General features: G+C 61.1%; 20 protein-coding genes and 2 tRNA genes. 2 read left to right on the top strand and 20 right to left on the bottom strand.

What is annotated here, in order from left to right; all coding sequences use genetic code 11:
• Positions 1 to 277: 277 nt before the first annotated feature.
• The gene (locus tag PQR67_RS22260) at positions 278 to 2,767 is read right to left on the bottom strand and encodes an ATP-binding protein (protein ID WP_408464053.1); all 2,490 of its coding nucleotides are present in this window, start codon (positions 2,765 to 2,767) and stop codon (positions 278 to 280) included.
• 397 nt (positions 2,768 to 3,164) lie between these two features.
• On the bottom strand, positions 3,165 to 4,193 hold the full coding sequence (locus tag PQR67_RS22255) for a helix-turn-helix transcriptional regulator (protein ID WP_408464050.1): 1,029 nt from the start codon (positions 4,191 to 4,193) through the stop codon (positions 3,165 to 3,167).
• A 405-nt stretch (positions 4,194 to 4,598) separates the two neighbouring features.
• On the opposite strand from PQR67_RS22255, the gene PQR67_RS22250 reads away from it, so the two are divergent.
• The gene (locus tag PQR67_RS22250; RefSeq protein WP_408464047.1) at positions 4,599 to 6,434 is read left to right on the top strand and encodes an ATP-binding response regulator; all 1,836 of its coding nucleotides are present in this window, start codon (positions 4,599 to 4,601) and stop codon (positions 6,432 to 6,434) included.
• 4 nt (positions 6,435 to 6,438) lie between these two features.
• Here the strand turns inward: PQR67_RS22250 and PQR67_RS22245 are convergent, their stop codons facing one another.
• From PQR67_RS22245 to PQR67_RS22170, 16 genes are all read right to left on the bottom strand, one after another.
• Positions 6,439 to 7,089: a response regulator gene (locus tag PQR67_RS22245; protein WP_408464044.1), complete on the bottom strand. Its 651-nt coding sequence runs from the start codon at positions 7,087 to 7,089 to the stop codon at positions 6,439 to 6,441.
• 136 nt (positions 7,090 to 7,225) lie between these two features.
• Positions 7,226 to 7,302 (bottom strand) — tRNA-Pro (locus tag PQR67_RS22240).
• 63 nt (positions 7,303 to 7,365) lie between these two features.
• On the bottom strand, positions 7,366 to 7,773 hold the full coding sequence (locus PQR67_RS22235; RefSeq protein WP_408464041.1) for a MerR family transcriptional regulator: 408 nt from the start codon (positions 7,771 to 7,773) through the stop codon (positions 7,366 to 7,368).
• A 46-nt stretch (positions 7,774 to 7,819) separates the two neighbouring features.
• On the bottom strand, positions 7,820 to 8,230 hold the full coding sequence (locus tag PQR67_RS22230) for an integration host factor subunit alpha (protein ID WP_028200202.1): 411 nt from the start codon (positions 8,228 to 8,230) through the stop codon (positions 7,820 to 7,822).
• A gap of 69 nt (positions 8,231 to 8,299) precedes the next feature.
• Positions 8,300 to 10,735: a phenylalanine--tRNA ligase subunit beta gene (gene pheT / locus PQR67_RS22225; protein ID WP_408464038.1), complete on the bottom strand. Its 2,436-nt coding sequence runs from the start codon at positions 10,733 to 10,735 to the stop codon at positions 8,300 to 8,302.
• Positions 10,736 to 10,877: 142 nt separating this feature from the next.
• Complete coding sequence (pheS, locus tag PQR67_RS22220; RefSeq protein WP_074282769.1) at positions 10,878 to 11,891, bottom strand: phenylalanine--tRNA ligase subunit alpha; 1,014 nt, start codon at positions 11,889 to 11,891, stop codon at positions 10,878 to 10,880.
• A 158-nt stretch (positions 11,892 to 12,049) separates the two neighbouring features.
• Positions 12,050 to 12,409 (bottom strand): 50S ribosomal protein L20, encoded by a 360-nt coding sequence (rplT, locus tag PQR67_RS22215; RefSeq protein ID WP_006052502.1) that lies wholly within the window; start codon positions 12,407 to 12,409, stop codon positions 12,050 to 12,052.
• A 29-nt stretch (positions 12,410 to 12,438) separates the two neighbouring features.
• Positions 12,439 to 12,636, bottom strand: coding sequence for a 50S ribosomal protein L35 (gene rpmI / locus PQR67_RS22210; protein ID WP_012433738.1), 198 nt, complete (start codon positions 12,634 to 12,636; stop codon positions 12,439 to 12,441).
• A 247-nt stretch (positions 12,637 to 12,883) separates the two neighbouring features.
• Positions 12,884 to 13,408 (bottom strand): translation initiation factor IF-3, encoded by a 525-nt coding sequence (gene infC / locus PQR67_RS22205; RefSeq protein WP_325044246.1) that lies wholly within the window; start codon positions 13,406 to 13,408, stop codon positions 12,884 to 12,886.
• Positions 13,409 to 13,457: 49 nt separating this feature from the next.
• Positions 13,458 to 15,365: a threonine--tRNA ligase gene (thrS, locus tag PQR67_RS22200; protein WP_408464035.1), complete on the bottom strand. Its 1,908-nt coding sequence runs from the start codon at positions 15,363 to 15,365 to the stop codon at positions 13,458 to 13,460.
• A 252-nt stretch (positions 15,366 to 15,617) separates the two neighbouring features.
• Positions 15,618 to 15,694: transfer RNA gene (locus tag PQR67_RS22195), tRNA-Val, on the bottom strand.
• A 130-nt stretch (positions 15,695 to 15,824) separates the two neighbouring features.
• Positions 15,825 to 18,068 carry a RelA/SpoT family protein gene (locus PQR67_RS22190; RefSeq protein WP_408464032.1) on the bottom strand — a complete coding sequence of 748 codons (2,244 nt, stop codon included), beginning with the start codon at positions 18,066 to 18,068 and terminating at the stop codon, positions 15,825 to 15,827.
• Positions 18,069 to 18,148: 80 nt separating this feature from the next.
• The gene (locus PQR67_RS22185; protein WP_120345975.1) at positions 18,149 to 18,502 is read right to left on the bottom strand and encodes a RidA family protein; all 354 of its coding nucleotides are present in this window, start codon (positions 18,500 to 18,502) and stop codon (positions 18,149 to 18,151) included.
• Positions 18,503 to 18,593: 91 nt separating this feature from the next.
• Positions 18,594 to 19,505: an alpha/beta fold hydrolase gene (locus PQR67_RS22180; RefSeq protein WP_408464029.1), complete on the bottom strand. Its 912-nt coding sequence runs from the start codon at positions 19,503 to 19,505 to the stop codon at positions 18,594 to 18,596.
• A gap of 265 nt (positions 19,506 to 19,770) precedes the next feature.
• Positions 19,771 to 20,412 carry a CoA transferase subunit B gene (locus PQR67_RS22175; RefSeq protein WP_408464026.1) on the bottom strand — a complete coding sequence of 214 codons (642 nt, stop codon included), beginning with the start codon at positions 20,410 to 20,412 and terminating at the stop codon, positions 19,771 to 19,773.
• 2 nt (positions 20,413 to 20,414) lie between these two features.
• Entirely contained in the window at positions 20,415 to 21,119 is a 705-nt protein-coding gene (locus tag PQR67_RS22170; RefSeq protein ID WP_408464023.1) for a CoA transferase subunit A, read from the bottom strand.
• Between the two features lie 250 nt (positions 21,120 to 21,369).
• Between PQR67_RS22170 and PQR67_RS22165 the strand changes: the two genes are divergently transcribed.
• Complete coding sequence (locus tag PQR67_RS22165) at positions 21,370 to 21,915, top strand: LuxR C-terminal-related transcriptional regulator (protein WP_408464020.1); 546 nt, start codon at positions 21,370 to 21,372, stop codon at positions 21,913 to 21,915.
• 24 nt (positions 21,916 to 21,939) lie between these two features.
• Here the strand turns inward: PQR67_RS22165 and PQR67_RS22160 are convergent, their stop codons facing one another.
• Together PQR67_RS22160 and PQR67_RS22155 are read right to left on the bottom strand one after the other, a co-directional pair.
• Positions 21,940 to 22,371 (bottom strand): acyl-CoA thioesterase, encoded by a 432-nt coding sequence (locus tag PQR67_RS22160; protein ID WP_408464017.1) that lies wholly within the window; start codon positions 22,369 to 22,371, stop codon positions 21,940 to 21,942.
• A gap of 105 nt (positions 22,372 to 22,476) precedes the next feature.
• Entirely contained in the window at positions 22,477 to 23,253 is a 777-nt protein-coding gene (locus PQR67_RS22155; RefSeq protein WP_408464014.1) for an SDR family oxidoreductase, read from the bottom strand.
• Positions 23,254 to 23,480: the final 227 nt, after the last annotated feature.

Raw genomic sequence — 23,480 nt, 5'->3', positions numbered from 1 at the left:
TCCTGCACGGGAAAAATGGCATTGGATGAAAACCCGGACGGTCGTTTTATGTTTCTTTCGCGTGCGATGCGCCACGCCCCCTGACTTGCCATTCGCCGAACCTTGAACGACTGCCTGCAAAGTTCAGCGAGTTGCCGCCATGATGGGAAGGCCGCGTTTCCGAAACGTTTCCGTCCTTGATGGAAGCGCTTCAGCGCGTTTGATGCCTATGCGGACGAGCGCGGCAGCGCGGACAAACCGAGCTTCCTTGCGAAGCTCGTTGGCTCGTAATTCACGGCTATGGGTTCGATTTCGGCACGCCTTCGAGTGCGAGCCGCGCACCGGCAACGCGCTGATGGGCCCATTGCCGCCGCTCGCGCGAGAGCGATTGATAGGCCGCTTCACGCAGCATCGGATGGCGGAACGCATAGCAGCCAGCGCCCGTCGCCACGATGAGCCGCGCTTGCAGCAGCGTGGTAAGCAGCGGCTCGATCTCGGCAACACTGCGCCCCGCTGCGTCAGCCAGCAGCGCGGCGGTGAAATCCCTGCCGCTTGCGGCGGCGAGCTGCGCCAGCGGTTTGGCTGCGCCGACGGAATCGATGCGCCCCATCAGCAATTCGTGCAGGGACGGCGGCACGGCATTGGCCGGCATGCGCTCGGCATCGGTCGCCGCGCGCGCGAGCGCCATCAGGTAGAGCGGCACCCCGTCAGCGCGCCGCGCGATTTGCACCTCCGTGTCGGGTTCGAGTGCGGCACCCTGAGTGAGTGTCGCGATTAGCTCCAGACTCGCTTCGGGTGACAGCGGTTTGAGCTGGATACGGGCAATCGCGGTCGTCGACAGCCATGGCGCGGCAAAATCGTCGCGGCCCACGAGGATCGGCAAACGCCGGTGCAGTGGCGTTTCAACCAGGCGTGCCACGAGTTGCAACGTGCCGGGGTCGGCCCATTGCAGATCATCGAGACAGATGAGGCCGCCATCCGGCACGGCTTCTTCGAGCAGCGCGAGCAGGTGATTCACAACCGCTTCGGACTCGCGTGAAGCGCAGTCGAGTTGGTTCGAGCGGTCTCTGAACACATTGCTCAAGGATTCGAGCGCCGCTTGAGCACGCGGGGTGTGCGGTATCGTGGCGTCGCGCAGCCAGCGTCGGAATGGATGAAAAAGTGTCGTCGCCAATTCGGGGCGGCAGCGCAGCTCGATCGCCGGCACACCGCGGCTCTTCACAAATTGCCTGACCAGCGACGATTTGCCGGTCCCCGCGTCGCCCGTCATCAGCAACGCGCGCATCGATAGCTGAGCGCACTGGCGCAATGCGTGGTTTAGCTGCGTCAATTGCGCGTCGCGTCCGATCAGCCTGCCGCGCTCCCGCGTCGGCAACGCGGCATCGAGCGGCATCGCCAGCAGCGCCTCCACTCTTTCGCCGGTGGAGGCATCGCTGACGAACACCTGGCGCACGGCGCGGAAATCGCATTCCGGCAACAGCTCGGCCGTCGCATCGCTCATGAGGACTTCGCCGGCGCGCGCGCTGTTGGCGAGCAGGCCGACAATGCGCGTGAGCCGGCAACCGAGATCCGGTTGATTCTCATGGGCGGCGCTGAGCGTAAGCCCGGTGTGGATGCCGAACACGATGTCGACGCTGCCGCGCTCGGGCGTACCCGCCGCCGCGTCCGCCTTGATCGAATCGCGGCATTCGAGCGCGGCTGTCACGGCCTGGCGGACCGCCCCTTCATGCGTGACCGGAAAACCGAAGTACGCGAACATGCCTCCGCCTGGTGCGTGCACGATATAGCCGCCCGCTGCCTGCAGGATCGCTTCGCAGCGTTTGCGCGGCGCCACCAGTGCGGCGGCCCAGCTATCCGGATCGTCGCAGCGCGGCACGGTCAACTGACAATACGCAACCGTGATCTGGCGGCGCTCCGCCGCCTCGGCAAACATCGGCGCAACCAGGCGTGTCGGCGTCGCGACGAGCGCGAGCGTATCGCGGTGCGGGGGGGCATCGAGTGCGGCCCGGCAGTGTTCGAGTTCGGCTTGCGCCTCGGTTCGACGGCCGGCGCGCATTAGCAAACCGATCAGCAACTGCCACGCCGATTCATCCCAAGGTTCCTCAACCGTCAGGCGGCGGGCATGCGCGGCCGCGCGGGTGAACTCGCCCTGCTGCGCAAATCCTTCAGTCAGGAACCGCCGCAGGCGCGAGATCGCACAGCGGTAAGCGACGCGACGCGCGTCCATCCAGCGCTCGAATTCACCGGCGTCATCGATCTGGATATCGGCGAGAAATTCCCCCCGGTAGAGCGCCGCGGTTTCCGACAACGCTTCGAGCTGGGCCGGCGCTGCGCCCGCGGCGGTCTCAACCATCCGGTCGTCCGGCGGCAACTCGCCAATCGCCACCGACAAGGCATGGACGTCGACCCACGGCAGCGCGTCCGGCCGCAAGCAAAGCAGATCACGATGGATCTCGAAGCACTCTTCGCCAAGTGCCGCTTTCACGTCGAACAGAATGCGTTTTAGCTTGCGCCGCCCACTCCCAGGCTCTTCGCCAGGCCAAAGCAATTCGGCCAGCCAGTCGCGCGAATGCGCAGCCCCCGGTTGCGACACGAGCCACGCGAGCAGCGCACGCGACTTGTGATACTTCAACGGGAGTACGGTATCGCCACGCTCGATACGCATCGGTCCAAGCAACGCGATGCGATTTGCATGCGGCACAGCAAGTTCGTCGCCGTCCGCGCGATAACGCTGAAGCAGCGGCAACACCGCCGCCTGTCCTGCCGGATTTGATTCGATCACGAGCATGTCGTGTCCGCCCCCGCCGTGCGACGCCTCTCAGGTGCATCGCCGGACTGGATGCCTGCTCCAGTTAATTGTTAATGAACTCACCCGGAGTCATTGACCCGGGTCAGTGGTCTTTGCTGTTCAGTATTCGCGGAGGATCGAATCCCAACTGGGAAGGTCCTTTTTTTGCCCCACGGTCAGTACGTTTTTTCTAGCGCCTCTCGCTGCTGCCCGGCCCTCACGCCCGGTCGCGGCAAGGACTTTTAACAAATAATATTCATCGTACTAATACAAAGTCGGTGCTTGATTTGTATGTCACGCCGACCTATAGCCGCCATCGCCGCGACCCGCTCGGCCGCGCCCAGAAAGGCGGCAGCGGCGCTCGCACAATAAATCCGCTTCGCTTTGCCAGTTCCGCTTACCGGTTCACCTCGGCGCGTATGCCGCCGCTCAGCACCCCCAGATCGCGTGCCGCTTTTGCCGCTTCGCTGATATGACGAACCCGCAGCTTCTCGACGATCTCCGGATATATCCTTCGGTGTACCTGGTTTGCAGAAAGCTTCAGTACCTGCGCGATGGGTGCGGCCGCCATACCGCGATTAAGCATCTGCAGGACTTCGATATCGCGCGCGGAGAGCTTGTATTCGTCGGTAGCGGCACGCGCACGCGCCTCGGCGCGCCACTCCACCAGTTCGGCCGCCAGTACCCGCAGCGTGTGACGGCGCCTCAGCATCAGATCCTGGTTTCTGGCGTCGCTCGTACCCGCAACTAGCAGGTACGCGACGAAAGACTCGCCCGCTGTGCGAGCAGGCGAAATCACGCCGGTGGCAAAACCTGCCTCGGCAAACGCGTCGAACGCCTGACGCTGCCCGGCGCTGCGGATCTCAATCTGATCGCTCGGGCACGGCGCGCTGTTCGAACGTGCGTACTCCAGAAACAGGTCGTTCATGTACCACCGCCGCTGCACGAACTTTTGCAGCAAGGAAAAGCAGCCTTCCGACATGAAGTGACACCAACTGATGCCCTGCTCCCGATTGGAGAGCTGATACGACGCGAAGATGTATTTCACCGGCGCTTGTCCGCGCTGGGCGAGCACGGTCGAGACGAGATGCGCGAGCCTGGGTTCGCTGCGCGTCGCACGAATCGAATCGAGGTTGCTCGCCCCCACTTGCAAGGTCCTGCCCGTCGTTTCGGTGCGCTCGCGCAGCAACCGGTCGTGGCGCTCGAAAGCGCGCTGATAAGCGACTCTCAGCGCGTCGCGATGAGGATCGCTTGCAACTGCCGCCGTCAGGTCATCCGCGCCGCGGATCCGCGTCGAAATGGTGATGCACATGCCATCGGGTTGCACGAGTTGCCGTTCGATCAGTTGTCCATCGGGGCTCGCCATCAACGATAGCCGCAGCCGCTCTTTCGCCGCCCAGGCGGTCTCAACGAACTCCAGGTCCACGGTACAAGATCCCCTTTCGCCGTGCCGGAAGACGCGGGAAGTCCAGCGTTACCTGAAAATCATGTGCCCGCAGCCGTGGGGGAAATGCGGGGGCGTTGCTTTGCTGCAAGCAGCACATGGACGCGCAATATGCTTATTGCCACCTTAGGTCACCCGTACGGTCGTTTTTTCATCGGTCGTCGAACGATGCGCTCTGCCGTGACGTTAGTGCAAAGCGCGGCGATAGAACATACCTGGAAATGAGTATCCCCACGCTGCTTCAGAACCCGTTCGATATCCGGCCCGCGAATCTTACGAAGATTGCAAACATCGCGCATCGGACTAAAGTCCCATGCCAACGATAAAAATCTGTGGGAGACTCCCGGTGCGAACCGGTTGTGACTTAACGCCAAAGGCACTAGAACAATGAATCCTCGAGCGGCGCCGATAGCCGGGACCTTTTCCCCTTATGCAGATCAGATCTTTGCGGCGCAGATGGCGGCGCTGCGCCGCAACTTTCCCGTTGCGCTCGCAGGCTCGTTGCTGACGGTCGGCCTGGTCGTCGTTGTATTACACGGTAATTTTCCGCTGTACGAACTGCTGAGCTGGCTCGCCGCGAATGCGGTGGTCACGCTCACGCGTGCGGTGCTTGTAGCGCGCTACGAGCACGCGAGCCGGCAGATGGCGTCACTGCGGCGCTGGGAGCTTTCGATACGATCGTGCACGGCGCTCGCTGGCGCGCTCTGGGGTCTGCCTTATGCGTACTGGCTGTTCCATGCGCCTTTCGAACATCAGATGTTCCTGATCATCGGCCTGCTCACGCTCGGCACCGGCGCCATTTACGCGTATTGCATTCATCTGCCACTGCTCTATGCGTTCGAAGTGCCTTATTTCGTGCCGTCTTTCGTCGCGCTTTCGTTGTTGCCGGGCACGATCGCCCACGCGCTCGGCCTGGCGGGTGGGCTGTACCTGGCGGTCACGTTCGCCTTTGCGCATCGCATGTACCGGACTCAGCTCGATTCGCTGCGCATCCGCTTCGAGAACACCGACCTCCTGCAACGTCTGGCAATCGAGAAAGAAGCCGCTGAGCGCAGCAATCTGGCCAAGTCGCAATTTCTCGCATCGGCAAGTCATGACCTGCGTCAGCCGGTGCACGCGCTGAGCCTGTATGTCGGAGTCCTACGCGAGCAGCAGTTGAACGCCAAGAGCCGTCAACTGGTCGATCACATCGGCCGGGCGACCGCGGCGATGGGCAGTCTGTTCGACGGCTTGTTGAACATCTCGCGGCTCGATGCCGGTGTGATCAAACCACGGCGCCGCCATTTCCCGCTCGACTCGCTGCTCGATCAGATTCAACGCGAGTACGCGCCACAGGCGGCGGCACGGCGGCTTATCCTGCGGCTGCGTTGCGCCGGTGCGCCTGTGGTCTATTCCGATCCTGTGTTGCTCGACCGCATCCTGCGTAATCTGGTCGACAACGCGATCCGGCACACACGGCAAGGCGGCGTGTTGATCGCGTGCCGTCACCGCGATACGAAATTACGCGTGGAAGTGTGGGACACCGGCGTCGGCATTGCGCCTGAAGAACACGAGAGCATCTTTCTCGAGTTCCGCCAACTGAGCAACCCGGAACGGGACCGCACCAAGGGATTAGGTCTCGGCCTTGCCATCGTGCGTCGCACCGCCGACCTGCTCGGCCTTCCGCTCGAATTGCGCTCCCGGCCCGGACGCGGCAGTGTGTTCGCGATCACGTTGCCGGTCGGCGAGACGGGGTTTGAGACGGGCTCCGCCGCACCGCTGTCGTCGCCCGTCGATACGGATCGCGGCACGAATGACGATGCCGACAAGCAGCATTCGCAAGGACACCTGATCTTCATTGTCGAAGACGACGCGGATAATCTGCATGGCCTGCGACTGCTGTTGGAAACGTGGGGCTATCGGGTGATGGTCGGCAGCAGCGGCGAGGAGATCTTGCAGGCGACGGCCGACGCTGCCGAGAAGCCGGCGCTGATCCTATGCGACTTCCGGCTGCGCGATCATGAGACCGGCATCGAGGTCATCGATCGTCTGCACGAGGAATACGCCGACGACACGATCCCAGCGATGCTGATTAGCGGCGACACCGACCCCTCCCGGCTGATCGAAGCGTCCGCGCGCGCGTGGCCGCTGTTGCACAAGCCGGTCGACTCGGTCCATCTGCGCCAGATGATCGCGCAATTGCTCGCGCCCGCTACACGCGAACGGGATGGCAACACCGTCTAGCGCGTCAGTTCGGCCTGCCGAATAGCCCGGCGCGGCGCGCGATAAGTACCGCTTGCGTGCGATTGATTACGCCGAGCCCGGCCAGGATCGCCGTCATGTGAGCTTTGACGGTTTTCTCGCTAGTACCGAGCCGCGCTGAGATTTCGCCGTTGCGCAGGCCGTCGCAGACGAGCCGCAACACTTCGATCTGCCGCGGCGTCAATGCGCCTAGCAAGGCCGCGTCGTCAGATTGAGCGGGGCGGCGCCCGTTTGTATCGATGGCCGCGTAGGTGTCCGGCACGATCTGCTTGCCTGCGATCACGCCGTGGAGCGCTTCCAGCAATGCCTTGCTCGAAGCAGATTTGTGAATGAAGCCTTGGGCGCCGGCGGACAACGCGGCGTGCACGTCGTCGGGGTCTTCCGACGCGGACAGCACGAGTATGTGAATACCTGGGCGCGCTTGCCGAAGACGCCGCAGCAAGGCACTGCCACCCACGTCCGGCAAGTAGTAGTCCATCATCACGACGCCGATCTCAGTGTGCGTGTCGAGCGCGGCAATGGCCTCGCCGCCGTTGGAAACCGCATGTACGATGAAATCGGGCGCAGCTTGCGTGAGCGCGAGAACGAGCCCTTCGCGAAACATTGCGTGATCGTCGATCAACAGAATTGCTCGCATCGGATCCTCGGTCTCCGTGGATGGGGCTGACAGCGGGTCGTGCAGGAAACGGGACAGGGTAGAACAAAACCTGGAAAACGAAACCAGCAAAACGAAAAAGGCCTTACAAGCATTGCTTGTAAGGCCTTGATTTCTTTGGTCGGGGCGAGAGGATTTGAACCTCCGACCACACGCCCCCCAGGCGTGTGCGCTACCAGGCTGCGCTACGCCCCGAACAGATAAAAATTATAACAGACACTTCAAGCGATTAAAACTGCCCCACGCCAACAAAGCGAACTAGTGCCCCAACAAATCGATCACGTGCAGCAACTCCTTGCGCAGCCGCTCCACATCGACCGTAGCCGTTGCCGCAACCGGCGCGGCTACGCCCTCGCCTTCCTCCGCTACGTCAGCCGGCGCACCGTGCGCGCCACCGCCATGCGAATCAAGCCGATTGCGCGCACCGTTGATCGTGAAACCCTGCTCGTATAGCAACTCACGAATCCGCCGGATCAACAGCACCTCATGATGCTGGTAGTAACGGCGATTGCCGCGCCGTTTGACCGGCCTCAACTGCGTGAACTCCTGCTCCCAGTAGCGCAGCACATGCGGTTTCACGCCGCATAGTTCGCTGACCTCACCAATCGTGAAGTAGCGCTTCGCCGGAATCGGAGGCAAGACGACTTTTTCGATCGTCGCTGTCATCGTCAGTTAGCCGTCGTGGTGGGTTGCGCAGGGACGCGCCAATCGATCAGCGCGTGAAGCTCGCTTCGGCGCCGTTCTCGACCAGCGCTTTCAGCTTTTGACTTGCATGGAACGTCACAACACGGCGCGCGGCGATCGGAATCGCCTCGCCGGTCTTCGGGTTTCTGCCGGGACGCTGGGGTTTGTCGCGCAACTGAAAGTTACCGAACCCCGACAGCTTCACGCTATCGCCACTCTCCAGCGCGTCGCGGATCACCTCGAAGAACGCTTCAACCATGTCTTTCGCTTCCCGCTTGTTGAGTCCGACATTGTCGAACAGCAACTCGGCAAGTTCAGCCTTGGTAAGCGTCGGCGTTTCGGTGGAAACGGCCGCGGGTGATGTCGGAATATCGCGAATCATGGCGCTGCGTTGCGCCGTAAGAAGGGCTTCGAAATCACTCGAGTTCATTTCATTCATATCTATCAAATGGCGCGCCAAGCAGAAACGGAGGTTGCGAAAAAATGCCGTGCAAACGTTAAATGCGGGTTATCCACGCAACCGTGCGCCATATACTCGAGCCAGACGTTCCACCAGAGTTTGAATGGCCAGATCGACCGTTTCATCCTGAAGGGTCCCGCCAGTATCTTGCAAGGTCACACGGAACGCAAGGCTTTTCTCGTGAGCAGCCAGACCACCGGAAGTGTTTGATTTTGGACGGAATTCGTCGAAAAGCGCAACCTTCTGAACAGTCTTGCAGGCCGCTTCGGACTGAGCCTTCTGAAGCTCATCCAGCAACGCCTGAACCTCGATTTTCTGATCGACGACTACCGCAATATCGCGACGCACCGGCGGGAATTTAGACACGTCTGCCGGAGTCGGCAATACGCGCTGCATTAATGCTTCCGCTTCGACTTCAAACAGAATCGGCGCATGCGGTAAATCATATTTTTGCATCCAGCGCGGATGCAATTCGCCAATCCAGCCTACTGCGCGGCCATTCAGTTCTATACGCGCGCTGCGGCCCGGATGCAATGCCGGATGCTCTGCTTTCACGAAGCTTGCCACAGCCGGCGCGAGCACGGCTTCCAGATCGCCCTTCACGTCGAAGTAGTCGACCGCGCGCGTTTGCGCGCCCCATTGCTCTTCGAGCGCGGGACCGTAGGCGAGGCCGCCGATCATCTTCGGTTGCGCGAAACCTTCGACCGCCAACTCGCCTGCCTTGATCGACGGATCGTGCAGGAACACACGGCCGGCTTCGAACACGCGTACGCGATCGGCCGCGCGACGGTTCAGGTTGGTGCGCAACACATTGATCAGGCTACCGAACAGCGTAGTGCGCATGACCGACAACTGGCTCGCAATCGGATTCAACAGACGTACCGGCGTGTCGTTGCCGGCAAAGTCCTGCTCCCACTCGGCATCGACGAAACTGAAGTTGACCGTTTCCGCGTAATCGCGCGCGGCGAGCGCATGGCGGATCACGTGGATCGAGCGCTGCGTTTCGTTGGTCGGCAGCATTTCGCTGGTCGCGACCGGCGGGCGTGCGGGGATCTTCTCGAAGCCGTAGATACGCGCGACTTCTTCGATCAGGTCTTCTTCGATTTCGATATCGAAACGGTACGACGGCGGCATCACCGAGAACGTATCGCCGTCACGTTCGAAGCTGAGCCCGAGGCGCGTGAAGATCTGCGCGATTTCGTCCGCATCGATCTTGATACCGATGATGCGGTTCGCACGCGAGACACGCATCTTCACCGGCTCGCGCTTCGGCACATTGACGATCTGATCGTCGACCGGACCGGCTTCGCCGCCGCAGATATCGAGGATCAGTTGCGTGATGCGTTCGATGTGCTCGACGGTGGTCGCATAGTCGACGCCACGTTCGAAACGATGACCCGCATCGGTCGAGAAGTTGTACTTGCGCGAGCGGCCGCGAATGCTGTCCGGCCACCAGAAGGCGGCTTCGAGATAGATGTTGGTAGTATCGAGCGTGACGGCCGTGCTGTCGCCGCCCATGATGCCGGCGAGGCTTTCGATGTGCTGTTCATCGGCGATCACGCCGACAGTTTCATCGAGTTCGACGGTGTTGCCGTTCAACAGCTTGAGCGTTTCGCCCTTGCGGCCCCAACGCACGTCCATGCCGCCGTGGATCTTGTCCAGATCGAACACGTGCGACGGGCGGCCGAGTTCGAGCATCACATAGTTCGAGATGTCCACGAGCGCGGAAATGCTGCGCTGACCCGAACGCTCGAGACGCTGCACCATCCATTGCGGCGACTTCGCGCGCGCATTCACGCCGCGAATCACTCGGCCCGAAAAACGGCCGCACAGATCGGGCGCCGAGATTTTGACGGGCAATGTTTCGTTGAGCTTCACTTCGACCGGCTTGATCTCAAGCGGACGCAGCGGTGCACCGGTGATGGCCGAGGTCTCGCGCGCCACGCCGAACACCGACAGGCAATCCGCCTTGTTCGGCGTCAGCTTGATTTCGAAAACGGTGTCATCGAGATTGAGCGTTGCGCGGATGTCCTGGCCGATCGGCGTAGCTTCCGGCAGGATCATCAGGCCGCTATGATCTTCCGAGAGCTTCAGCTCGCGTGCGGAGCACAACATGCCCTGACTTTCCACGCCGCGCAGCTTCGAGAGCTTGATCTCGAAGGGTGTGCCGCCCTCTTCGGCCGGCGGCAGTTGCGCGCCAACCAGCGCAACCGGCACCTTGATGCCCGGCGCGACATTCGGCGCACCACACACGATGTTCAGCGTCGCGCCCGTGCCGGCGTCGACCTGACATACGTTGAGCTTATCCGCGTCCGGGTGCTTGACGACTTCCAGCACCTGGCCGACGACGATCTTCGAGGTCGGCGGCGCGGCCGGCCGCAGGTCTTCGACTTCGAGACCCGCCATCGTCAACGCGTGCGACAGCTCATCGGTCGTCAGTTGCGGATCGACAAAGGTTCTCAGCCAGGATTCCGGGAATTGCATGGTTCTGTGGTCGTTCTGATCAGGTTAGGTCCACGTCCGGCAAGCGGCCCATTGATTCATTGGGCTCTGCCGGGGACGCTGCTGGCGGCACGCACTGCGTGCGGTGCCGCGCTCTATGCTAGTCGCGTTCGTACGCGCCGGTTCACGCGAATTGACGCAGGAAACGCAGGTCGTTTTCGAAGAACAGACGCAGGTCTTGCACGCCATAACGCAACATGGTGAGCCGCTCGAGGCCGCTGCCGAAAGCAAAGCCGATGTAGCGCTCGGGGTCGAGGCCCATGTTGCGGATCACCGTGGGGTGAACCTGGCCGGAGCCCGAAATTTCGAGCCACTTGCCGGCGTTCTTACCCGTTTCGAACAGCATGTCGATTTCAGCCGACGGTTCGGTGAACGGAAAGTACGACGGACGGAAGCGCACCTGAATATCGTCGCGTTCGAAGAATTTCTTGAGGAAGTCGGAGTAGACACCCTTCAGGTCCGCGAAGCTGATGTTCTCGTCGATCCACAGGCCTTCAACCTGGTTGAACATCGGCGAGTGCGTGGCATCGCTGTCCACACGATACGTGCGGCCGGGCACGATCACCTTGATCGGCGGCGTGTTGGTACGCGCGTAACGCACCTGCATCGGGCTGGTGTGGGTGCGCAGCAGCAACTGACGGCCGTCGGCATCTTTGCCGTCGACGTAGAAAGTGTCCTGCATCGAACGCGCCGGGTGGTTTTCCGGGCTGTTCAGCGAGGTAAAGTTGTACCAGTCGGTTTCGATCTCGGGGCCGTCGGCCACGTCGAATCCGATCGACCGGAAAATCTGTTCGACACGCTCCCATGTGCGCATCACCGGGTGCAGGCTGCCTGCACCGGTGCCGCGGCCGGGCAGCGTAACGTCGATGGCTTCAGCGGCGAGGCGCTGATTCAGCAACGCGTCGGCCAGCGCCTGACGGCGGGCCGTCAATGCGGCTTCCACTTGTTGCTTGACGAGGTTGATCCGTGCGCCTTCGGTCTTGCGCGTTTCGGGATCGAGTTTGCCAAGTCCCTTCAACAGCTCGGTCAGCGCACCCGATTTGCCGAGAAAGCGGGCTTTCTCGTTCTCGAGGGTGGTGACGTCGGAGGCTTCTGCGAAGGCTTTTTGCGCGTCGGCGACAATCTGGTCCAGATCCATTGATCCCATCATTTCAACGTCAGTGTTCAATCGAAAGCAAAACTGGTTCTACCAACAAAAACGGGGCTCGGTGAGGAGCCCCGTTTTTGTTGCAGCGTCACCGAGACTACCGGATGTTCGCTGCAACGAACCACGCAGTTTAATTGCCCAAAGCGCAATCAGGCTGCAACGGCGGCTTTCACCTGCTGAACGATCGCAGCAAAAGCAGCCTTGTCGAACACAGCCATGTCGGCCAGCACCTTGCGGTCGAGTTCGATCGAAGCCTTCTTCAGGCCGTTGATGAACACGCTGTACGTCATGTCGTGCTGACGCACCGCCGCGTTGATACGCGTGATCCACAATGCACGGAACACACGCTTCTTGTTGCGGCGATCGCGGTAGGCGTATTGGCCTGCGCGCATGACCGCCTGCTTGGCGATGCGATAGACGTTATTGCGACGGCCGCGGTAACCCTTGGCCAGCTTGATGATCTTCTTGTGACGGGCCCGTGCGGTAACCCCACGTTTTACTCGAGGCATATCTTGCTCCTATGAGTGTCGGTTAAGGGTTAAGCGAACGGCAACATTGCGCGCACGGAGTTCATATCTGCATCATGAACTGCCGTCGAACCGCGCAAATGGCGTTTGTTCTTGGTGGTCTTCTTGGTAAGAATGTGGCGCTTGAAGGCTTGACCGCGCTTGACGGTACCGCCCGGACGCACCACGAAGCGCTTTGCAGCACTCTTCTTGGTCTTCATCTTCGGCATGACAACTCCATTATTAGATGGATATGGGTGTGCGGTCGGCCAGATGGCCATTACCCGCCCTTCGAAACCCATTCCACTTGGTATGCAGACCGCCGATACCGCCGGCAGCCGCTTTTCAGAACACAGCACCCACTTGCGTAGGCACCGATCCGAAACCTGCTGATACCGCGCCGGACACCCGGCACAGCACCCTTCAATCTTTCACAACCGGAGCACGCGCCACACGGCGCGCCGCTGCTCCAATCGCTTACTTCTTTTTCTTCGGCGCGATCACCATGATCATCTGGCGACCTTCCATTTTCGGCATCTGCTCGACCTGACCGACTTCGTCAAGGTCCGTGCGCAGGCGCTCAAGCACCCGCATACCGATTTCCTGGTGAGCCATTTCGCGGCCACGGAAACGTAACGTGATTTTCGTCTTGTCGCCGTCATCGAGGAAGCGGATGAGGTTGCGCAGCTTGACGTTGTAATCGCCGTCATCGGTACCCGGGCGGAATTTGACTTCCTTGACCTGGACAACCTTCTGCTTGAGCTTGGCCTCGTGCTGCTTCTTCGCTTCCGAGTACTTGAACTTGCCGTAATCCATCAAACGGCAGACCGGCGGGACCGCTTGCGGAGCGATTTCGACCAGATCCACATCTTGCTGTTCCGACATGCGGAACGCATCAGCGAGTTTCACGATGCCGAGCGGTTCGTTCTCGACTCCGACCAGACGCACCTCGGGTGCTGTAATCTCACCGTTGATGCGGTGCGCAGACTTATCAGTAGCGATGTTACGTTTCCTCTAAAAATTAAAAAAACGAGCCGGGCTGCCAAGTGGCTCAGTTGAACGACTGCACGTCCTGGCGCAGACGCTCAATGAAGGTATCGAGAGGCATCACGCCTAGATCGACACCACCACGGGCACGCACGGCTACCGTTTGGGCTTCACGCTCTTTGTCGCCGACCACGAGTAGGTACGGCACCTTTTCTAGCGTGTGCTCGCGTATTTTATAGCTAATCTTCTCGTTGCGCAAATCGGCCTCTACTCTAACCCCTTGTTTTTGCAACGATTGGGCTAAAGACTGCGCATATTCGGTCTGACTTTCCGCGATATTCATCACCACAACCTGCATCGGCGCGAGCCATGACGGCATTGCACCAGCATGGTGCTCGATCAGAATACCGAGAAAACGTTCCATTGATCCGACGATTGCCCGGTGCAGCATGATCGGGCGGCGGCGGCTATTGTCTTCAGCGACGTATTCGGCGCCCAGGCGCTCCGGCAGCACCATATCGAGCTGCAACGTGCCGCACTGCCACGATCGGCCGAGCGCGTCCTTGATGTGGTATTCGACCTTCGGGCCATAGAACGCACCCTCACCCTGCAGCTCTTCCCACGTCACGCCGCACGCCGTCAGCGCGTCGCGCAGACCCTGTTCGGCACGATCCCACGTCTCATCGGTGCCGGCACGTGAATCCGGGCGCAGCGACAGCTTGATTTCGACGTTATCGAAGCCGAAATCCTTGTAGACGCTCATCGCGAGCGTGTTGAACGCGATCGATTCGCTGATGAACTGGTCTTCGGTACAGAAAATGTGCGCGTCGTCCTGCACGAAACCGCGCACGCGCATCAAGCCATGCAGCGCGCCCGACGATTCGTTGCGGTGACACGAGCCGAACTCCGCGTAACGCAGCGGCAGATCGCGATACGAGCGCAGACCGTGGTTGAATACCTGCACGTGACCAGGGCAGTTCATCGGCTTGATCGCGTAGTCGCGCTTTTCCGATTCCGTCGTGAACATGTTTTCACGATAGTTCTGCCAGTGGCCCGACGCTTCCCAGAGCGAGCGGTCCATGATCATCGGCGTCTTGATTTCGAGGTAGCCGGCGTCGTTCACGCGGCGGCGCATGTACTGCTCGACCTGCTGCCACAGCGTCCAGCCACGCGGATGCCAGAACACCATGCCCGGCGATTCGTCTTGCATGTGGAACAGATCGAGTTGCTTGCCGAGCTTGCGGTGATCGCGCTTTTCCGCCTCTTCGAGCATGTGCAGATACGCTTCCTGGTCTTCCTTCTTCGTCCAGGCCGTACCGTAGATGCGCTGCAACTGCTCGTTCTTCGAGTCGCCGCGCCAATAAGCGCCGGCCAGCTTCATCAGCTTGAAGACCTTCAGCTTGCCGGTGGACGGCACGTGCGGGCCACGGCACAGATCGGTGAAGCTGCCATGCGAGTAAAGCTTGATTTCGTCGCTAGCCGGAATCGATTCGATGATCTCGGCCTTGTACTTTTCGCCGATGCTCTTGAAGTAGTCCACGGCTTCGTCGCGCGACACCACGCGGCGCGAGACCGGCTCGTCTTTCTTCGCGAGTTCCTGCATGCGCTTCTCGATCTTCTCGAGATCTTCCGGCGTGAAAGGGCGGCTATACGCGAAGTCGTAGTAAAAGCCGTTGTCGATCACCGGGCCGATCGTAACCTGCGCTTGCGGGAACAGATCCTTCACCGCGTACGCAAGCAAGTGCGCCGTGGAGTGGCGAATGATATCGAGGCCGTCTGCGTCTTTCTCAGTGACGATGGCAAGCGCCACGTCGTGATCGATCAGCGTGGACGTATCGACGAGTTCGCCGTCGATCTTGCCGCCGAGCGCGGCCTTCGCGAGGCCGGGGCCGATCGAGGCGGCCACTTCGGCGACGGTCACCGGATGCTCGTACTGTCGAACAGAACCGTCAGGCAGACGTATCGAAACCATTGTGCTCTCCGTGGTGCCGACCGGCGGCGGCATGTACAACCAGGTCAAAAAAGCCAAAAAAAATGCGGCCCCGCTTTCGAGGGGCCGCATTCACATTTTCTGCTAACTACAGTGGCGAAAGTGGTCCTCGACTAGCGTCGCTCCGAAGTAGTTTCGGTCAACGTTCGCGGTGCCATAACCGTATTTGCCTTTTGCGCCGAAGCGCTTACTGCAGTTTGCGAAACCCCGGTAAAACCGGAATTTCTCTTTCGTTGGTAGGCTCGATTGGACTCGAACCAACGACCCCCACCATGTCAAGGTGGTGCTCTAACCAGCTGAGCTACGAGCCTGAAGAAACGAGATTATATGGAGCGCCACACTGCTTGGCAAGTACTTTTATGCATCGACTTTAAATTTCTATTCACACGCTCTGGCGCATCGAATGGATGCCTGCCGGCAACCCGCCGCCGCGCCCAAGCGTCAACTCTTGCGTGAAGCGCGCATCACGCCGGTCACTTCGCCGAGCAACGCGCACGCGCGTTGAATCTGCGCCGCGCTCGATACCTCGACGGTGAATTGCATGAACGCAGCGTTACGGCGCGATTGCGTTTTCACGCCGATTACGTTCATTTTCTCGCGCGCGAAAACTTCCGAAATATCGCGCAGCAGGCCTTGCCGATCCGTCGCCTCGATGCTGAGGTCGACAGGATAGACCGATTGCCCGCGCCCGCTCATGACATCGGCCGACCATGCGGTTTGCAACACTCGCTCCGGCGCGCGATCGGCCATGCGCAGGAAGGTCGGGCAATCGCTGCGATGCACCGACATGCCCTTGCCACGCGTGACGAAGCCGCTGATGTCGTCGGGCGGTGCAGGACGGCAACAGCGCGCGAGTTGGGTGAGCAACGCGTCGACGCCGACCACCAGCACACCCGTGGACGCCCCACGGGCGACGCTTGCGCCGCTACTGCGTTTCTCGAACTGTTCCGGTGCCTCGACCACAGGCTCGGGCGGCGGCGCGTCGTGCAGCGCCTGCTCGACGAGCCGCAGGCTGAACTCTTCCTTGCCGACCACCGAGAACAGATCGTCGGTGGTTTTGAAACCGAGCTTGGCGGCGAGCTGATCGAGATTGACCGACGTCTTGCCCTCGCGCTGCAAGGTCTTTTCGACCATCGCACGGCCGCTCGCGATGTGCTCCTGCACTTCGACCGCGTTGAACCACGCGCGCACTTTCTGGCGCGCCCGATGGCTCTGCAAATAGCCGAGTTGTGGATTGAGCCAGTCACGCGACGGCCCGCCCTCTTTCACCGCGACGATCTCGACGGTCTGACCGTTCTGCAGCGGCGTGTTGAGCGGCACCATGGCACCGTCAACACGCGCGCCGCGGCAGCGATGCCCCAGCTCGCTATGCAGGTGATACGCAAAGTCCACCGGTGTCGCGCCGTGCGGCAATGGAATCACGCGCGCTTGCGGCGTGAGCACATAGATGTGGTCGTCGTCGAGCGTAGCCTGACGCAGTTGCTCCCATGGCTGCGCGGCGCGCTTCTCGCCATGTTCGCCCTCTGAAACGTCGTCTTTCCACGCGAGCAACTGACGCAACCACGCAATCTTCTCGTCGTACTTCTCATTGGCGCTGAACTGGCCGCCGTAGCCGCGGGCGCCCGCTTCCTTGTAGCGCCAGTGTGCCGCCACACCGTACTCGGCGAACTGATGCATTTCCTGGGTGCGGATCTGCACTTCGAACGCGCGGCCGTCGTCGCCGATCACCACCGTGTGCAGCGATTTATAGCCGTTCGGCTTCGGCCGCGAGATATAGTCGTCAAACTCTTTCGGCACGGGCTGCCACAGGTTGTGCACGATGCCGAGCACCGTGTAGCAATCCTTGATGTCCGGCACAATCACGCGAAACGCGCGCACGTCGTACAGTTCGGCAAAGTCCAGATCCTTGCCGCGCATCTTGCGCCAGATGCTGTAAATATGTTTGGGCCGGCCGCTGACTTCGGCCTCTACATTCGCCGCGGCCAACTCCCGCTGCAGCCGCTCGATCGCCTGCGCAACATAACTCTCGCGCTCGACGCGTTTCTCGTCGAGCAGCTTGGCGATGCGCTTGTAAGTGACCGGCTCTTCGAAACGGAGCGCGAGATCCTCGAGCTCCCATTTCAGTTGCCAGATGCCGAGACGGTTGGCGAGCGGCGCGTAAATATCGAGCGTCTCGCGCGCGACGTCGGGCGACGGCGTGATTTTCGCCGCCGCGTAGTAACGCAGCGATTGCAACCGCGACGCGAGCCGAATGAGCACCACCCGAATGTCTTGCGCAAAAGCAAGCAACATCTTGCGCAGCGCCTCGACCTGCGCGCGGCGCGCGGCCTGTGCATCGCGCCCTGCTTCCGGCATCGCATTTTGCGCGGCACGCAAGCTCACCGTACCGAGGCGCAGCAACTTGCGCACATCGCCAACCAGCTGTGCGACTTCTTCCCCGAAGTTGTCGGCGATCACACGCTCCGGCTCTCGCAGATGCGGCGTTAGCGCAAACAGGGCCGCCGCCAGCACCGCCGGCGGATCGACATTGAGCGTGCGCATGATCGACGCGGTACCTGCCGCGTGATCGGCCAGCAACTCGCCGGACGAAAGCCGCACCTCACCCGCATGTTCGCGCACGAACGCCATCGCTTCGTCGAAAGAAGGGATGGGAGTAGGCGTGCTCGTAACGATTTCGGTAGTCATGGTGCGGCGGCCCACCGGGCCAGACGGATCAACGGAATTTCAACAACTGCAAGACGGGGCTCAGTCAGCCTTGGTCAGGCTCAATCGCGCTGAGCCGCGACCACCACGATTTCGACGAGGCATTTCGGGTTCGCGAGCTTCGCTTCCACGGTAGCGCGCGGCGGCGTGGCGCCTTGGGCGACCCACTCGTCCCACACTGCGTTCATGCCGGCGAAATGCACCATGTCCGAGATGTAAATCTGCACGGACAGCAAGTGCGACTTGTCGCTGTTCACTTCAGCCAGCAGACGGTCGATGTGGCCGAGCACTTCGCGCGTCTGACCCGTGATGTCCTGATCCGCGTCTTCGGCGATCTGGCCTGCGAGGTACACGGTGCCGTTGTAAACGGCGGTTTCCGAGAGGCGCTTGCCGACGTGATGACGAATGACTGCCATGAAGAATCCTGAGTTTGGTTGAAAGTTGATCGAAAATGCGTTGCGCATTGCGCCCGATCAGAGACGAAAGGGCAACGCCTGCAACCCTATATTATGACGCGTCAGCGGCCTGCCCGATGAAGAACTGCCGCGCGAGGCCGATCTGATCAGGCGACAGAAACGCTGGCGCATGCCCGACGCCCGCGATCTCCGCGCTCGATACGGCGTGCCCCGTTTCGATCATCTTCGCGACGGTCTCGCGAGAAAGCAGATCCGATTGCTCGCCGCGCACCACCAGCACCGGCCCCTGAAACGCCGCCAGCGAATGCCAAAGGGCGGCCTCGCCGAGTTTGGTTGCCTCTTCGGTTGTCGCGGCAAACGGCTGTGCGATCCGCGGGTCGTAGCGGAACACCCATCCACCGTCCTGCTCGTGCAAAAGCGGCGTATTGATCTCGTGCCACTCCTCAGGCGTGAGCGGACCGAAGGTTTGCGCAAGCAACGCGGCGTAATCGATGCCCTGTTGCAGCGACTCGAAACGCACGGGCTTACCGAGGTAATCGCCGATACGCTGCACGGCCACCGGTTCCAGATGCGGACCGACGTCGTTCAGCAGCATCTTGCGGATCGGCGTTTCCGGCAGACCGGCCAGCGCAAGCCCGATGAGACCGCCCATCGAGGTACCGAACCAGTCGACAGTTTCGACGTTCAGGCGCGCAATCAACGTGACCATGTCGGCAACATACTGCGGCACGCTGTAGAAGTTGGGATTCGCGAGCCACGAAGACAAGCCCCGCCCCGCTACATCCGGACACACCACCCGGTAAGTGCCGGCAAATTCCGCCGCCAGGCGGTCGAAATCGCGCCCGGAGCGTGTCAAGCCGTGCACGCACAGCAGCACACGCGGATTGGCCGGATCACCCCATTCGGTATAGGCAATACGATGCAAGCCACCGGCGCTTGCGCACTGCACATAACGTTGACGCGGCGTGACCCGCTCGACGGCGGAAGCGGAGGTTTCGGTCATCTGGGTTCCTTGCAAAAGCGCTGCGGATTCGGCCTCGGCACAGCAGGGATCAATAAGCGTTCAATCTTCGAAAGATTGTAAACCGCTTTGCCGCGCGGCAAGGATCGGCCAAACGTCATAAGACGACCCGGGACTTACACAGCCATGGAGCGAACATCCGGCACCAAAACAAAGCGGGCGAGACTCACGCCTCGCCCGCTTCGGATCCTGCCTTGCCGCCACGTGCCGGTCATGAAGACCGGAACCGAAGGCGGCTCAACAAACCTCAGCTCACCGCGCTGACATCCAGCGGCGCACCCGTCTTCGCCTTGATTTCCTCGACGCTGACACCCGGCGCCAGTTCCGTCAATTTCAGACCGTCTTCCGTGACTTCGATTACGCCGAGGTCCGTGATGATCTGATCGACCACGCCCACGCCCGTCAACGGCAACGTGCATTCTTCGAGGATCTTGTGCTGATCGCCTTTCGCGACATGTTCCATCAGCACCACCACGCGCTTGACGCCCGCAACCAGATCCATCGCGCCGCCCATGCCCTTGATCATCTTGCCGGGGATCATCCAGTTGGCCAGATCGCCCTTCCTGCTGATCTGCATCGCGCCCAGAATCGCCAGGTTGATGTGGCCGCCGCGAATCATCGCGAACGAATCCGCCGACGAGAAAATCGACGAGCCCGGCAGCGTGGTCACCGTCTGCTTGCCGGCATTGATCAGGTCGGCATCCACTTCTTCTTCGGTCGGCGACGGGCCGATGCCAAGCAGGCCGTTTTCCGACTGCAGCCACACTTCGACGCCCGCCGGCACATGGTTCGCCACCAGCGTTGGCAAGCCGATACCGAGGTTCACATAGAAACCGTCCTGCAATTCCTTCGCCGCGCGCGCGGCCATTTCGTCACGAGTCCATGCCATGATCAGGCTCCTTTCGCGCGGACGACGCGTTGTTCAATGCGTTTTTCCGGATGCGCATTGAGCACAATGCGCTGCACGAAAATGCCCGGCGTGTGAATCGCGTCCGGATCGAGTTCGCCCACTTCCACGATTTCCTCGACTTCCGCGACGGTGATCTTGCCGGCCATCGCGCACATCGGGTTGAAGTTGCGCGCCGTGCGGCGATAGATCAGGTTGCCCGATTTGTCAGCTTTCCACGCCTTGACCAACGCGACGTCGGCCGTCAGCGAATGTTCGAGCACATAGTGATTCTCGCCGAACTGGCGGGTTTCCTTGCCCTCGGCGATCAGCGTGCCGTAGCCGGTGTTCGTGAAGAACGCCGGAATGCCCGAGCCGCCCGCGCGCAGCTTCTCGGCGAGCGTGCCTTGCGGCGTGAACTCCAGCTCGAGTTCGCCGGCCAGGTACTGGCGCTCGAACTCCTTGTTCTCGCCCACGTACGACGAGATCATCTTCTTGACCTGGCGCGTTTCGAGCAACAGACCGAGGCCAAAACCGTCGACGCCCGCATTGTTGCTGATGCAGGTGATGCCCTGCACCTTCGAATCGCGCAGCGCCGCGATCAGCGCCTCGGGAATGCCGCACAGCCCGAAACCGCCGACGGCAAACGTCTGCCCGTCCTTGACGATGTCTTTCAGCGCCTCCTCGGCGCCTGGATAGACCTTGTTCATCAGTATGTCCCTTCCTTTATGGAAACCCGAAACCGTAATCCGGATCGTTGCGACTTCGATATGACGGAGAGTGGGCAAGCGCCCGACATGTCATTCTAGTCATCCGCGGCCAGCTCTGCGCCCAGCTTGTCATGCCTCGCGCCAATGCCCGCCGCGGATGCTTCGCCGCGTTGTCATGTGCCCGAAAGAGTACGCTGGGCGCGCCATACGGCACAATACGCAAAAATACATAAGTACTTGCCGCCAGCCCATGCCCGCACTGGATTACCAAACCGCATTTCACCTCGCCCCGATCGGACTCGTGCTGTCGCGCGAACGGATCATTGAAGACTGCAACAACGAGCTGGCGTCCATATTCGGCTACTCGCGCGAGGCGCTGCTCGGCCAGTCGTTCCAGGTGCTATACCCGTCGACCGACGAATTCGAGCGGATCGGCGCGCGGATTACGCCCATCATGACCGCGCAAGGCAGTTATGCGGACGACCGGATCATGAAGCGGGCCAACGGGGAATTGTTCTGGTGCCACGTAACAGGCCGCGCGCAGCAACGCGCCGACGCGCATGCCGCCGGCGTGTGGACATTCGAGGATTTGAGCGCGACGCGGCGCGTGGCGATTGAACTGACGCCGCGCGAACGGGAAATCGCCGCGCAACTGGTGACGGGCAAGACCAGCAAGCAGATTGGGCGCGTGCTGGATATCAGCCCGCGCACGGTCGATGTCTACCGCGCGCGGCTGATGCGCAAATACGATACGGGGAACGCGACCGAGCTATTGCAGCGTTTGCTCGGACATTGACGGGGCGATCAAACCCCGCTTTGGTCAGGCCGCCTTAACCAGCGCCGCGCGCTCGATGGTCTCGCGCAGCCTGTCCGGAACCGGCACCGACTTGCCGGCGGCATAGTCGATCCAGACGCAGCGCGCCGCGCCACGGGCATAGACCGTGTCCGGATCGTCGGCGCGTACGAGCTCGAACCCCGTGTCAAAGCTGCTGCGTCCAGGCGTCGCCACGGCCATCCGGCCGATCACGTCGCCGGGATAGTGCAACTGCTTGAGAAACTCCTTCGATGCATTGACGATCACCGGCCCCTGCCCGTCGGCGTTGCTGCCGGCCAGGCCCAGTTGTTCGAACCAGGAAATCCGCACCTGCTCCATGTAACGGAAATAGACCGTGTTGTTCACATGGCCGAATGCGTCCATGTCGCCCCAACGGATCGGCATCGACATCTCAAAAACTGCGTGAAAATCGCTCATCGTACTTCTTTAACGGTTGAAACGAGGGTGAAACCGGCCCGTGAGCCGGCGAAAACATGACAAGCAGGCGGATGCGGGCAGTTTTCTGACGGGCAGTGTGCGCGTTCAGGCGAGCCCGAATCCGTCGTCGGCGGCAATCACCGAGCCATTGATGAACTGCGATTCGTCGGCCGCCAGCAGCAGCAACAGCCCGTCCAGATCCTCCGGCTTGCCGACCCGATGACGCGGCAGCAGCGACACCAGCTTCTGCCCCTGCTCGGTCGACCAGTGATGATGGTTGATCTCGGTGTCGATATAACCCGGGCAGATGGCGTTCACGTTGATGCCGTGCTTGCCCCACTCCAGCGCCATGGCTTTCGTCATATGGACGACGGCGGCCTTGCTCATCGAGTACAGGCCGATCTGCGGCAGCACCCGCAAACCCGCCATCGACGCGATATTGATGATCCGGTATGACGGCTTCTGCGCACTATTGCCGCGCATGATCATGCGTTTGGCGACTTCCTGGGCGACGAAGAACGCGCCGCGCGTGTTCGTATCGAACACGTATTCGAAGTCGGCCGGCGTGACTTCCGAAAGCTTCTGCGTAGTCGACACGCCGGAGTTGTTCACCAGAATATCGATCGTGCCTGCCTCGGTTTCCGCGTGAGCAACGGCCGATTTGATGCTCTGATAATCTGTGACGTCAAGCGAGACAACATGCGCCGCGCCGCCAGCGGCCTCGATCTCGGCGCGTAATTCCTTCAGACGCTCGGTGCGGCGGCTTGCCAGCACGACCTTGGCGCCGGCCTGCGACAATACCTGAGCAAAGCGCTTCCCCAACCCGCTCGAGGCGCCGGTGATCAGCGCGACCTTGCCTTCCAGATTGATCGAACGGCCCATTGTCGTTCCCTTGTTCGGTTGTTGTTACAGACGCGATTGACAGATGCGGCAAGACCGTCCCTGCGGGTCATACCGTATCACGGAAATAGAACGATCGTGCTAATCTCTGCTCATCGGGTTGCAGTGCCGCAGACCATCGCCCACAATACGATCCCGAAAAAAGCATTCTAACGGTAAGAAGAGGAGCATCAATGACCCCCGCAAGTCTCATTGAGCAATACGGTCCA

It is taken from the genome of Paraburkholderia fungorum (genome assembly GCF_046026025.1).
Taxonomy (GTDB): Bacteria; Pseudomonadota; Gammaproteobacteria; order Burkholderiales; family Burkholderiaceae; genus Paraburkholderia; species Paraburkholderia fungorum_E.
This window is presented reverse-complemented; position numbering and strand designations above follow the sequence as displayed.